11 protein-coding genes are annotated in these 13,484 nt (G+C 65.1%); 3 read left to right on the forward strand and 8 right to left on the reverse strand.

Features of this window, described 5'->3' with window-relative positions; genetic code table 11:
• Positions 1–177: 177 nt before the first annotated feature.
• From DK926_RS25480 to DK926_RS25490, 3 genes are all read right to left on the reverse strand, one after another.
• Entirely contained in the window at positions 178–981 is an 804-nt protein-coding gene (locus DK926_RS25480) for an alpha/beta hydrolase (RefSeq protein WP_114332716.1), read from the reverse strand.
• A gap of 7 nt (positions 982–988) precedes the next feature.
• The gene (locus DK926_RS25485) at positions 989–2,548 is read right to left on the reverse strand and encodes an ATP-binding cassette domain-containing protein (RefSeq protein WP_207890915.1); all 1,560 of its coding nucleotides are present in this window, start codon (positions 2,546–2,548) and stop codon (positions 989–991) included.
• Positions 2,549–2,754: 206 nt separating this feature from the next.
• On the reverse strand, positions 2,755–3,303 hold the full coding sequence (locus DK926_RS25490) for a hypothetical protein (RefSeq protein ID WP_068427571.1): 549 nt from the start codon (positions 3,301–3,303) through the stop codon (positions 2,755–2,757).
• A gap of 75 nt (positions 3,304–3,378) precedes the next feature.
• Between DK926_RS25490 and DK926_RS25495 the strand changes: the two genes are divergently transcribed.
• From DK926_RS25495 to DK926_RS25505, 3 genes are all read left to right on the forward strand, one after another.
• Positions 3,379–5,202 carry a penicillin-binding transpeptidase domain-containing protein gene (locus DK926_RS25495; RefSeq protein ID WP_114332717.1) on the forward strand — a complete coding sequence of 608 codons (1,824 nt, stop codon included), beginning with the start codon at positions 3,379–3,381 and terminating at the stop codon, positions 5,200–5,202.
• A gap of 179 nt (positions 5,203–5,381) precedes the next feature.
• Positions 5,382–7,031 carry an NTF2-like N-terminal transpeptidase domain-containing protein gene (locus DK926_RS25500; protein ID WP_174551436.1) on the forward strand — a complete coding sequence of 550 codons (1,650 nt, stop codon included), beginning with the start codon at positions 5,382–5,384 and terminating at the stop codon, positions 7,029–7,031.
• 36 nt (positions 7,032–7,067) lie between these two features.
• Positions 7,068–7,901, forward strand: coding sequence for a sulfite exporter TauE/SafE family protein (locus DK926_RS25505; protein ID WP_114332718.1), 834 nt, complete (start codon positions 7,068–7,070; stop codon positions 7,899–7,901).
• Positions 7,902–7,916: 15 nt separating this feature from the next.
• Here the strand turns inward: DK926_RS25505 and DK926_RS25510 are convergent, their stop codons facing one another.
• The 5 genes from DK926_RS25510 to DK926_RS25530 all read right to left on the reverse strand — a co-directional run bounded on the left by DK926_RS25510 (position 7,917) and on the right by DK926_RS25530 (position 13,329).
• The gene (locus DK926_RS25510) at positions 7,917–9,365 is read right to left on the reverse strand and encodes a peptide MFS transporter (protein ID WP_114332719.1); all 1,449 of its coding nucleotides are present in this window, start codon (positions 9,363–9,365) and stop codon (positions 7,917–7,919) included.
• A gap of 46 nt (positions 9,366–9,411) precedes the next feature.
• Entirely contained in the window at positions 9,412–9,789 is a 378-nt protein-coding gene (locus DK926_RS25515; RefSeq protein WP_068427626.1) for a DUF3054 domain-containing protein, read from the reverse strand.
• Positions 9,790–9,829: 40 nt separating this feature from the next.
• Positions 9,830–10,381 (reverse strand): YceI family protein, encoded by a 552-nt coding sequence (locus DK926_RS25520; protein ID WP_114332720.1) that lies wholly within the window; start codon positions 10,379–10,381, stop codon positions 9,830–9,832.
• 314 nt (positions 10,382–10,695) lie between these two features.
• Complete coding sequence (locus DK926_RS25525; RefSeq protein ID WP_165839668.1) at positions 10,696–11,844, reverse strand: YbhN family protein; 1,149 nt, start codon at positions 11,842–11,844, stop codon at positions 10,696–10,698.
• 30 nt (positions 11,845–11,874) lie between these two features.
• The gene (locus DK926_RS25530) at positions 11,875–13,329 is read right to left on the reverse strand and encodes an adenylate/guanylate cyclase domain-containing protein (RefSeq protein WP_114332735.1); all 1,455 of its coding nucleotides are present in this window, start codon (positions 13,327–13,329) and stop codon (positions 11,875–11,877) included.
• Positions 13,330–13,484: the final 155 nt, after the last annotated feature.

A 13,484-nucleotide genomic window follows, 5' to 3' on the forward strand; every position in this document is an offset into this window, starting at 1 on the left:
CCCCGGAATCGATCATGGCGTAGAAGCTATCGCGCACTTCTTCCGATTTGCCCCGCGTTCTACCCACGACACACCACCTACTTCTTCCTGGTCAGGAGCGGTGGTGCATCGACCGCTTGAGACTGCCCTGAGTGAGCAAGGGGCGCCCTCGGTCCGGATTCGGGCCGCGCCTCAGCCTCAGGTGACCGAAGGTGACATTCGGTCCAGAAACGGCTCGACGACGCGCCGCACCTCGTCGCCCGCGGCGGGCGTCGTCGAGTGGTCGAAGCCGTCGATCAGGTGGAACTCCGACTCAGGAACGAGCGCGGCAGCCGCGCGCGAGTCGTCCCGACGCGTCGTGTCCTCGGAGCCGACGTAGAACAGCGAAGGAATACCGAGTCCGCGCAGCGTGTCGTCGGACAACCCGGGCTCGGCGTCGGACGCGCGGAAGTAGGCGGCCATCGCGTCGGAATCGTTGGCGCTGAACACGGCTCGCGTCGCAGGGTCCACCGGGAACAGGCGGTGGCGGTTCCATTCGTCGATGAAGCCGTCCATGCCTCCGGTCGCGAGGACGTCCGCGCACCCCGGGAAGAACAGCCGATCGAACGCCCCCTTCTGCGGTCCGTGCGAACCTCCGCCGGCAACAAGGGAATTGACGCGCTCGGGTGCCCGCGCTGCCAATGTCAGGCCGGCGCGCGCACCGTACGAATACCCCCAGTAGTCCGCCTTGTCGACACCCACCTCGTCGAGGACGGCCACGAGATCGCCGACGATAGTGTCCATGCGGTACGCGTCGACGTCGTGCGGTTTGTCGCTCCGGCCGTGCCCGCGCATGTCGGGCAGGATCAACGACCTACGCGGACGCAAGGCTTTGACGTACCCGAACGTGCGCCAGATCGTGTGTGTCAGCAGACTTCCGTGCACCATGAGCAGTGGTGGACCCGAGCCCACGACGGTGTAGGCGATCCGAGTTCCATCCGAGGGGTTCGTCGCGAAGTCCACTCGTCCATCATGCACGCTCCAGTTCGACCCATCGCGTCGGCTCGAGATCCCGCAGGAACGGTAAGTCGTGACTCGCGACGACGAGCGCACCCTCGTAACTCGCCAACGCCTCCGTCAGGTGGGCCTTGCTGGCGAGGTCGAGATTGTTGGTGGGTTCGTCGAGCATCAGGAACCTCGGCGCGGGTTCGGCGAGCAGAATGGTCGCCAGTGCAGCACGGAGACGCTCACCCCCGGACAACGTGTCGACGACGGCATCCGCGTCGCTCCCGCGAAAAAGAAAGCGCGCCAACTGGGCTCGAATCTGCTCGTTCGACGCGTGTGCCGCGACTGCCGCAACATTCTCGGCCACCGACCGAGACTCGTCGAACACGTCGAGGCGTTGCGGCAGGTATCGCCACGGCACAGCGGGTTCCGCGTCCGCGAGCTGTCGCAGCAGTGTTGTCTTGCCGCTACCGTTCGGTCCGATCAGTGCGATGCGTTCCGGTCCCACGATCTCCAGTGAAGCGACTGAAACGATCCTCTGTCCCGCATGCACTTTCGTCGCGGGGAGCTCGACGCGGACCTCGCGGTCGTCACGGAGGCGATCCTCGGCCGTGGCGAGAACCGCTTGTGCGTCGCTCACCTTGTCGAGGTGGTTGCCCCGTAGCTTGCCCGCCGAGACCTGTGCTGCCCGTTTGCGATTGCCCATCACGATCTTGGGTTCACGCTTCTGCTCGTTCATCTTCTTGCCGTACCGGGCGCGACGATCGAGTTTGGTTCTGGCCTCGATCAATTCGCGTTCCTGCTTGCGCACATCGTTCTTGGCGTCGTGCACCGCGGCGCGCGCAGCCTCCTGTTCCGCGACGACGACGTCACGGTAGTGCTCGTAGTTACCGCCGAACATGCGCAGGCGGCTGACCCCGTCTCGCTCGGCTCGAACCTCGGCAGTGGCGTCCATGATCGCGAGCAGATCGAGGTCGTGACTCGTCACGATCAGCACGCCCTGGAACGACTGGACGGCCTGGTAGAGGTGCGCTCGGGCGTCTCGATCGAGGTTGTTGGTCGGCTCGTCGAGGAGCAGCACATCCGGCTCTGCGAGTAGTTCCGCAGTGAGCGCGAGCAGCATCGATTCACCGCCGGACAGCGTTCCGACGACGCGATCGAGATCCTCCGGTCGTGCGACGATGTGACCCAATCCCAACTTGTCGAGCAGCGCGACAGCACGCTCCTCCGCGTCCCACCGAGAGCCGACGGTGGCAAAGTCGTCGTCGGTGAATTCTCCGATCTCGATGCGATGCAGCGCGTGTCGAAGTTCACGCATACGAAGAATGTCGTCGACGCGCCTGCCTGCGCGCAGGGTGATGTCCTGCGGGAGATAGCCGAGCTCGCCGGGGACGGTGATCGAACCGCGTTGGGGGTGCAATTCTCCCGCAACGAGTTTCATCAGCGTCGACTTACCCGCACCGTTGGACCCGACGAGACCTGTTCTGCCGGTGGGGAACACGGCGTCGAGGCCGTCGAACACGCGGCTGCCGTCCGGCCAGGTGAACCCGAGATCGGAAATGCGCAGGGATGAAGAGGTAGACATGATTGCTCCAGAGGTATGCGTGCGTACAAGCAGGCGAATGAACCTCTAGAAGAGCAACGGCCTCTCCAACTCTGGTCACTCCGCAGACTACGCTCCTGCGAATTCTTCGACGACAAGGCGAGAGCCAGATTAAACCCGGGTGCGTCGCACACGCAACCCCATTTGTGGTCGTGCGTGGAAATGCGTGCTCTGGCACGCATTTTCGCTCACGTGCCCGAAGGGCCCTTCTTGCGCAGATCGTCGACCTTGCTCATCGCCTCCCTCAGCTCTCCGAGCCATTCCTCGGTGTGTTCACCGACGAGTTTGACGGCCCAGGACAGCGCATCGGCACGAGATCGCGCGACGCCTGCATCGACGAGCGTGTCCAATACCTTGCGCTCCGGCTGTCGCAGGCGGGTCATCACCGGAACGGCGAGGTGGGTGAAGAGCACCGCCTCCCCGTCGACGGCCACGCCCCACGCCACCTTGCGTCCGTAGCGTGCCTCCGCCTCGTCGGCGATCTGCATCCGGTCCTGACGCGTGGTCTCGCGGAACCGCGCGATGCGACCCTCCGTCGACGCGGCCGATGCGTCGTCGGGCGTGGGAAGTTCGCCGATCACGACGATCTCCTCCCGGTCCACCTCGATCGTCGCGTCGCCGGCGAACCAACTTTCCGGAAGCCGTCCGCTGAACCATTCTGCGGCGTCACCGGTGTCCGGTGCGTCGGCTTGCTGCCACCCACCGGGTCGTCCGAACTTTCTTCCATGGTGTCTCATGACAACTCCTTGGTTGCGTTTGATTACACACTTACATAATTACTCCGTTGCAGCGATATCCGCCACGGGTGGGGCATGATCAAGTGCGTGCGCACTTCGAAGAAGACGGTTTCCGCCCTCGTCGCTGTCACGGCCTTGGTCCTCGCGGGATGCGGTGACGACGGCCCACCCGAACCGCAGACCACCGCCCAACAATTCGTCGATGCGATCAACAGCGGATCCGCCGAGGCCGCCGCGCAGCTGACGACCGACCCGGTGGCCGCGTCGGCTGCGCTGACGGGCCTGTACGACGGGCTCGGCGCCGGCGGGTCCGTCACGGCGACGCCGGACTTCACCGTCGAATCGGCGTCGGAAGACGGTGGCGCGGTCACGCTCGACGCGACATGGCGTTTCTCGACGACGAACGACGGCACCGAAGAGCCCGACGGCGAGCCCAAACAGTGGCAGTACGACACGCAGGCGACCGCGACCGAGACCGATCAGGGGTGGAGGATCCAGTGGGATCCTGCCGTCCTCGCACCGGGCCTGACGGCCGACAGCACAGTGCGCTACACGTCGACCGATGCGCTCGTCACGCCCAAGGTGTTCGACCGAACAGGCGTCGAATTGATGTCCCAGCAGGTCGTCACGCTCGTGAACATCGACGCGTCCGCCGACCCCGCCGCGGTCGCGTCGTACATCACGCCGATCGTTCCGACCATCTCGGCCGAATCGATCGCTGCCGATCGAGCCGCAGCACAGGGCAACGCGCTCACCGTGGTCTCGCTGCGTCAGTCCGACCTCGATCCGATCGCAGCCCCGCTCGCAGCGCTCCCTGGCGTCACACTCGCGCCGCAGACTCGTCTGCTGACAACCGACCGCGCGTTGGCGTCGCCCGCGCTGACCGGTGTCTCGGAGCTGTGGCAGCAGCAGCTCGACGAGAACAAGGGCTGGTCCGTGCAGTCCATTTCCGCCGACGGGGCAGTCCAACAGTTGGCGGGTGTCGACGCGACGCCTGCTCCCGACATCGCGACGACTCTCGACGCGGGTCTGCAGCTGAAGGCCGAGAATGCGCTGACATCGCTGCCGCAGCAAGCGGCGATCGTCGCGCTGCAGCCGTCGACAGGAAACGTGCTCGCCGTCGCGCAGAACGCGGCCGCCGACGCAGAGGGACCGATCGCGTTGACCGGGCTGTATCCGCCGGGATCGACGTTCAAGACGGTGACGACGTCGGCTGCGCTCGAGGCGGGCACCGCAACGCCGGACACGATCCTTCCGTGCCCCGGCACCGAGAACATCGAAGGCCGTCAGATTCCGAACGACGACAACTTCGACCTCGGGGACGTTCCGCTGCACACCGCATTCGCCCGCTCGTGCAACACGACGATGGGGCGCCTCGGCGTCGGACTGCCCGCCGACGGCCTGCAGAAGACCGCGCAGCAATACGGACTCGGTGTCGATTACGTAACGCCAGGCCTGACCACCGTCACCGGCACCGTCCCGGTCGCGGACACCCCTGCGGCACGCGTCGAGTCGGCCATAGGTCAAGGACAGGTAACGGCGTCGCCGTTCGGGATGGCGCTGGTGGCCTCGTCGATCGCGGGAGGGGCGTTGAAGGCGCCCACTCTCGTGAGCGGTCAACCGGGCACGGCGGACGCGACGCCCGTCTCGGTCGACCCGGTGGTCGCGGAGCAGATCAGGGCGATGATGCGCGAGACCGTCACCGCCGGAACCGCTACGCAACTGCAGGACATCCCTGGCCTGCTCGGTAAGACCGGAACCGCCGAGTTCGGGCCGAACAACGAAGGCGCACATGGCTGGTTCGTCGGGATCCAGGGTGATCTGGCGTTCGCCGTGTTCGTCGCCGGCGGACAGAGTTCGGCCCCCGCCCTGGAGGCCGCAGGACGGTTCCTGCGCTAGGCGCTCATTTGCCCGTCGTTTGCTTATTGTGACGGTTTTCGGCCTTGTGTTGGGCGTCACGATTGACCACGATGAATGCAGGCGGGAAGTGCACGTGGGGAGGCGTGTAGCGAATTCGTGACCAGAGCGTGTGAATCCCGTGCTTGTTACGCGTGTGACTGAAGTGACTAGAATGAAGCATGGGTTCAGGGAGGGCGGCGCGCGTGAGCGCGAAACGGGGACGTTACGTAGTAGCAGTGGGGGCAACGCTCGTCTTGTCCTCGACCGCGGCGGTATGGATGTTGGATCGGCCCGAGAACGCCGGCGAGGCGGCGGTCGGTGATTTCGTCGACGCACTCAATGCGCGTGACGTTTCGGCCGCAGCGAATCTCACGTCCTATCCCAACGCCGCCGCCGCGAGCATCACGCAGATGTTCGACGGTTTGTCCGCAGGCGGACCGCCGACGGGCGACTTCGAGCTGACGCAGTTCATCGGACTCGACGACTCGTCCGGCTTCTTCACGATGGCGTCGGACTGGAACTTCGGGGACGGCAAGGACTGGTCGTACTCGACACGCGGCACCGCCAAGAAGTTGAGCGTCGGCTGGCGAATCACGTGGGAGCAGGACATGCTCGCGCCCGACATGCCCGCGGGTGGATCCGTCCGCTACGTCCGTACCGACGCAGCGCCGCCGCTTGTCTTCGACGCCGCGCAGAACGTGTTGATGAACGAGCGGACGATCAACGCGATCATGCTCGACCCGTCGCGCATGGCAGACCCCGTCGCATCCACGACGCGACTGGCCGACGTCATCGACGTCGTGGCACCCCTGATCACCGCCGAAAGCCTGCAACGCGACCTCGCTGCGACGCCGGGAAGCCCGATCCTCGCGGTCAACCTGCGCGACGACGACTTCGGTGTTCTCGAGGACGATCTGCGAGCCATCGACGGTGTCGTCGTCGTTCCGACGCCGAAGCTCATTGCCGGGGATCGCCGAATCACGTCGCCGCTGCTCGACTCGTTGCGCAAGGCGTGGCAGGACAATCGAGACGCCACCTCCGGATGGGCCGTCGACGTCACCGGTCCGGACGGCGTCGTCACGCGGCAGGCCGGATTCCAGGGTCCCCCCGGACCGGACCTGCACGCGACTCTCGACCCCCGCATCCAGCTGGCAGCCGAAGAAGCCGTCGTCAGCGTCGGGACCGCAGCGTCGATCGTTGCCATCCAGCCGTCGACAGGCGCCATCGTCGCGACAGCGCAGAACAGTTACGCCAACGAGCAGGGGCAGATCGCGTTCTCGGGGATGTATCCGCTCGGGTCGGCGTCGCATCTCGTCGACGCCGTCACCAGGGGTGACGACTCCAACGCGACGCAACTCGGTCTCGGCGTCAACTACTCGATGCCGGGTCTCGACGCCTACACCGGCCAGGTGCCGTCGGGCAACAACTCCATCGACCGCATCCGGACCGTCGGCAACGAGACGTCGGAAGTGTCGATCACGCCGTTCGGTCTGGCACAGATCGGCGCTGCGATCGCACGTGGCGCGGCGCCTCTACCGTCGATCGTCGCGGGCCAGACCGCGGTGGCCGACAAGGAGACGGCGTCTATCGCCCCGGAAGCGCTGGCCACGCTGCGGGACATGATGCGGAACTCCGCACACGACGCCGGTCTCGATTCCTACGGGGGTCTCACCGGCTTCTCGGGGAACAGCGGTGACGATCGGTGGTTCATCGCGAACCGCGGCGACCTGGCGTTCGCCGTCTACATCGAGAATGCCGACGGCACAGACCAAGCCGTGAAGATGAGCACCATGCTGCTTCGGGAGATGGACTCCGGCAAAGCCGAGTAGCCAGCCAACTCTTTAGCCACGGTAGCTTTACTGTCCGTGACTCTGCTCGATTTCGGCTTGCTCGTCGTCGCCGGTTTCTTCGCGGGCCTCGTCGGATTCGTGACCGGGCTCGCGTCGCTGGTGTCGTACCCCGCGCTTCTTGCTGCCGGGCTTCCGCCGGTGGCGGCGAACGTGACCAACACGGTCGGGTTGGTGGCCGCCGGAATCGGTGCGACGGCGAACGCGTCGTCGGAATTGGCGAAGGACGGCAAGCAGCTGGTGCGCTTCGCTGCCTACTCGGCGATCGGCGGGTTGGTGGGTGCGTTGGTGCTGTTGTGGGCGCCCGCGGGATCCTTCGAGATCGTCGTCCCGTTTCTCGTCGCCTTCGCCGCGGTGGCGTTGCTGCTGCAACCCCGGCTGCGGCTGCTGGCGGGCGGACCGACCCAGGGGCACGGGAGGGGAGCCGGCGGAACGACCCAGGGGCACGGGAGTGGAGCCGGCGGGCCGGCCCAGGGGCACGGGAGTGGAGCCGGCGGGACGGCCCAGAGGTTCTATCCCGTCGGTCTGTTCTTCGTCGCGATCTACGGCGGGTATTTCGGGGCGGGGGCGGGAGTCATATTCCTGGCGCTCGCGCTGGTGTGCACGTCGAACTCCATGTGGCGCGCCAGCATTCTGAAGAGCTTCTTCCTGGGCGTGGCCAACCTCGTTGCTGCCGTGATCTTCGCGTTCTCCGGTGAAGTGAACTGGCTCGCCGCATTGGCGCTGAGCATCGGCGCGTTCGTCGGGGGCTACTCGGGACCGCCGGTGGTGAAGGTGATTCCACCGACGGTCCTGCGCATCGGCGTCGGACTGTGTGGTCTGGGGCTCGCGGCCTGGTTGTTTCTGAAGTAGCCGTGCCGGTTTCGGCTACTGCACCCCGCTCATCATCTTCTTGATCCACGGCGACATCGCCGCGATGACGACACCGACGGCGATCGACGCGCCACCGACGGTGTAGAAGAACGGATTCGGGTCGGCCTGGTCGTAGTAGCCGGCCAGAGTGCCCGCCATCGCGGAACCCAATGCCACGGACAGGAAGAACAACGCCACCATCTGGGTGTGGAAGTTCTTCGGCGCGAGCTTGGTCGACAACGACAAGCCGACCGGGGACAGGAACAATTCGGCGAACGTGAACAGCAGGAGGATTCCCACGAGAGCCAGGAGCGGCATGGTGTCACCGGCCAGCGACGGCACGAAGGCGAGGAACGCCAGGCCCATGATGCCCACTCCTGCAGCGAATTTCAGGGGCGTCGACGGTTGGCGATCGCCGAGCTTCGTCCACATCGCCGCGAACACACCGGCGAAGATGATGATGAACACGGGATTGATGGACTGAACCCACGACGGCGGGAAGTCCCAGCCGAACAGATTGCGGTCGAGTTCGGTGTCCGCGATGAGCGGAACGGTCGTGAACTGCTGCTGGAACAGTGACCAGAACGCGGCACTCGCGATGAACATCGGGATGAACGAGATGACGCGTCGACGCTCGATCTGCGTGATGTGCTTGCTGGACAGGATGATTGCGAAGTATGCGACAGCAGCGACGATGGTGACGCCGACGACGACGTCGGACAAATTCGACGCTGTGATGGCGCCGAAGACGGACAGCAAGGCGACGACGACGATCGCAGCGACGCCGATCGCGCCCCACTTCGTACGGTCGCTCGCAGGGAGCGGATGGGGCGGCGTGGCACCGATTCCGAGCAGGTGTTTGCGCCCGATCGTGTATTGAATGAGGCCGAGCGCCATACCGATTGCGGCCAAACCGAATCCGGCGTGGAACCCGAGCTTGTCCCATGCGAGGCCGGTCAGCAACGGCCCGATGAACGCGCCGATGTTGATGCCCATGTAGAAGAGGGAGAAGCCTGCGTCGCGACGGGTGTCGTGCTCGTCGTACAGATCGCCGACCAACGACGTCGCATTCGCTTTGAGCCCGCCACTGCCGAACGCAACAAGAATCAAACCGACTCCGACGCCGAGGAATCCGGGCAGAACGGCCAACGCGATGTGTCCGAACATGATCATGATCGCGCTATAGAACAGAGTGCGTTCCGAACCGAGAAGTCGGTCGGCTATCCATGCGCCGAGAATCGTGGACAGATACACGGTTCCGCCGTATGCGCCGACGATCGACGTCGCCGACGATTCGGGAATTCCGAGGCCACCCTCGGACACCGAGTAGTACAAGTAGTAGATGAGGATGCCTTGCATCCCGTAGAACGAGAAACGCTCCCACATCTCGACACCGAAGAGATTCGCCAGCGCGAACGGCTGTCCGAAGAACCCGGTGCTCTGCTTGTCCTGTAGTTCGGCCATAGGTGAACTGTTTCACGATCGGCCGGTGTTCGGGAGTATCTGCAGATCAGTTTTTCGAGACGGGTACCAATTTGGCGAGGGCGCGCCAACCCAGCAGGAACACGGCCAGAACTGTCGACGCGACGACGATGAAGCTGAATGCCGTGCCCTGACCGCTGACGACGCGCAAGATCATGCCGAAGAGAACCGTCGACACCCAGACGAGAATGCCCGTCGGAAGGATGAGAAAGGCGTCGAACTTGTCGCGGTAGAGCGTGACCGTCGCGATCCACCCGATGACCGCCCCGACGACGAAAGGCCAGGCTGTGTGAAACAGCCCGGCCATGACGTTCGCCTCGTCGTGACTGCGGCGACCGATCGCGCAGAAGACAAGGACCAGAACGAGGTCGACGACGGCGGCAATGATCGGGCTGCGCTTGTTCACCCGATACACCCTAGGGTGCCGCCGTCGCCTTCCGCTCGAATCAGGAAGCCAGACCAGCTTCGATGTCGAGGTTCAGCGTGATCTTGTCACCGACGACAGCGCCGCCACCCTCGAGCGGCATGTCGATGCTGATGCCGAAGTCCTTGCGGTTGAGGACGGTGGTGGCCTCGAAGCCTGCGACCGGTCCTGCGCCCATGCCCGGGTTGACGCCGTTGAACTCGAGCTTCAGGTCGACGGACTTGGTGACGCCGTGGAGGGTGAAGTCACCGGTCACGACGAAGTCGCCTCCATCTGCCTTGACGGACGTGGAGGTGAACGTGGCGGTCGGGAACTTCTCCACCTCGAAGAAGTCGGCGGTCTTGAGGTGGCCGTCGCGCTGCTCGTTGTCGGTGGTGATGGACGCGACGTCGATCTCCGCGTTGACGGACGGGGTGCCGTCCTTCGCGACCGTGACGGCGCCGCTGAAGTTCTGGAAACGGCCGCGAACCTTGCTGACCATCAGGTGGCGAACGGTGAAGCCGATGGTCGAGTGTGCGGGATCGATGGTCCAGGTGCCGGGGGCCAACTCGGGCAGTGCGATGGATGCGGTCATGACTAGCTCCTCAAGGTTGAAGTTTCAAGTTTGTATAATACACAAACGGACCGGGGTCCGCATCTATTCCGGGGGAAATTTTTCGTGGCCGGTCGGGGGCGCCCCTGGTTCGACCGAATGTGGCTATCGGGTCACTCAGAGTGAGCAAGGGGCGCCCTCGCTCTGGGCGGGCGGGGCGCGGGCGGAGCGCGGGCGAACGCGCGGGCGGACCGAATGTGGCCATCGGGTCACTCAGAGTGACCGAAGGACGCCCTCGCTGCGCGCAAGGTGACCGAAGGTGACATTCGGTCCACGGGCGGGGGGAGGGACGCAGCTCAGGCCGGCTCGGGATCGGGCCCGCGGCGTTCGGGCTGCGCCTCGCGGGCGGTGCGGGCGTCCTTTTGCAGCTGCTTGGTCTCGCGCTGTTCCATCTCGAGGTCGTAGTGCAGGTCTTCGTGCTGGTGTTTTCGGAACAACACGAGGAACACGACCCAGCCGACGAGGGCGACGAGGATGAAGCTGACCCCGCGGTAGACGAAGGCAGCCGCAACGGACTGCGACGCGCTGATGCTGGCGGCGCTGGTGAGGAAGGCGATCAGGGTGGCGTCGACGACGACGAGTCCGCCGGGAGCCAGCGGAACCGAACCGACGGCTTTACCCGCCGCGAACGCGATGAGCAGGCCGGACAGACGAGGATCGGCGCCGACGGCATAGCAAGCGAACCCGAGGCAGGCGACGTCGGCGATGCGGTGGACCGCGGACCACGTCAGCGACAGAGCGCCGTCACGCTTGCCGAGCTGGACCGACTTGACCTGCTCGATGATCTCGTCGATGCGCTCCTGGCCCGCGTCGCGCGGCTGGTTGCGAAAGTCGTTGACCTTGTGGAGAACCCAGCCCGCAGCACTTCGAATGGACTGTGGATGCGCTGAGACGTACCGCACGCCGACGACGATCGCGACGACGCCCGCAATCGGCAGCACGAGCGTGAACGTGTTGACCGAGCCGCCGACGAGCAACGCGCCACCGACACCGAGTACGGCCAGACCTGCCGCCGCGATCACGCCGGAGATCGCCAGCTGCCACGACGCGACGACCGGACTCGCGCCCCAGCGCCGAGTCTCGCGATACGTGAACGCCGTCGAGAAGACCTGGCCGGCGGGAAGCGTCAACGCCATCGCGGTGCTGCCGTAGATGACGGACAGCGACTTGGCCTGCCGAACGCGCACACCCCCGGCCTGCAGCAACTGCTTCTGCACCCGGCCGAACGCGCTAAGCGACAGCGCCTGCATGAAGATGCACGCCGCCAGCCACCCCCAATGTATTTCGGTGAGGGCCTTCCACGATTCGTGCAGACGTGGCCAGAGATAGATGCCCTCGCCGATCAGCAGTCCGACGAGGGCAATCGCTGCCACCCACTTGAGCACGCGAAACCGGTTCCGGCGTCGCGGACCCACCGCCGCGGGCTCTGGTGTCGGTTCGAGCACCCTCACAGCGTAACCACTAGGTCGACGTCATCAGGGATGCTCGACTGGCCATGCGAGGTGAGTGGGACGGCCTCGGCCACGTAGTTGAACTTGATCTCCGAGCTCCCAGTGTTCTTGTTCCTCGTCGCTGGCGAAGTACAGCGCCGACGTCGACGCCAGCACGCGACCCGGGCGCAGCTTCGACAGTTCTGTCAGACGGGACGCTTCGTTGACCGGATCGCCGATGACCGTGTACTCGAACCGCTCCTTGGCGCCGATGTTTCCGGCGACCGCGAGACCGGCCGAGACGCCGATGCCGATGTCGAGTCCGACGATGTCGTTGAGTGCGAACCGCAGGTCACGGGCTGCGGCGAGGGCGGCGGTCGGCGCGTCGGGACGGTCGAGTGGCGCACCGAAGATGGCGAGTGCGGCGTCGCCCATGAATTTGTTGACGAAGCCGTGATGCTTGTCGATCACGTCGACGACGACACGGAAGAACTCGTTGAGAAGTACGACGACCTCGCCCGGCGGTCGTTCCGACGCGGTCGCGGTGGACCCGACCATGTCGACGAACAGCACCGCGACGAAGCGCGTCTCGCCGCCCAATTCGGTACCGAATTGCAACGCGCGTCGGGCCACGTCCTCGCCGACGTGCTGGCCGAACAGTTCGCGGAGGACGCGTCGTTCCGCGGCTTCCTCCATCATTCGGTTGAAGCCGACCTGCAGACGGCCGATCTCGCTGCCGTCGAACACGTCGACCTCGACGTCGTTGTCACCGCGTTGGACGCGCTCGATCGCTCGACGCAGCTGCCGGATCGGATCGGAGATCTGGCTGGCCGTCAGCATCGACAGAATGAACGCCTGTCCGATCGCGAGGACGCTGAGCAGGATGATCGCGATCGCGAGGGCGTCGGTGGAGAACACGAGATCTGTCGTCAGCTGTGTGGCGCACAGCAGGATGATGCCGATGACGGGCATCAACGTGCCCAGACCCCACGTCATCGCCATACGGGTGCCGACGCCCGGAGCCATGGTCCGGTCGAAACGGCCCTCGCTGAGTGCCATCGCCGCAACCGGCCGCAGGATGCGCTCACCGAGCATGTACGTGAAACCGAACGTCACCGTGGCAGCCAGCGCGACGGTGACGATCACCGCGACCGACAGCGACGGCATCTCCGACACCGTCAACAGCACGAACAGGACGCCGCCGATGACCCACAGAATCAGGTGCACGATGGCCTGACGCAGGGGAGCGTGCAGAGTCGTCATCTGTTCGGCACGTGTCGGCGGCCCACCCCGTAGCTGCCAGCGGACGACCGTGCGCAGCATCCGCGCGGCGTAATACAGACTGATCGTGCCGGCGAAAGCAAGGTACGCGCCGAACACGTAGACGTTGCGAACCCGGTCCGCGACGATCGACTGGGACTCCGTGATCGGCAACCCGTACCGAACGAACGCGAACACCAACACTGCGCCGAACAAGTTCGCCAACAGCATCGACAACATATAGAGCGGCCAGCGACTCTTCAGCGTGAGCGAGACCGCTCGGAAAGATGCCAGCACGGGTTAAATTTACCGGGTGACCCAAGACGAGCCGCGGGCAGAAGCATCCAAGGTGTTCTCGGACACACTTGGTCGTTCCGCAGGCTCCACTCCTGCCA

The sequence above is a fragment of the Rhodococcus sp. Eu-32 genome, from assembly GCF_003336925.1.
GTDB lineage: Bacteria > Actinomycetota > Actinomycetes > Mycobacteriales > Mycobacteriaceae > Rhodococcoides > Rhodococcoides kyotonensis_B.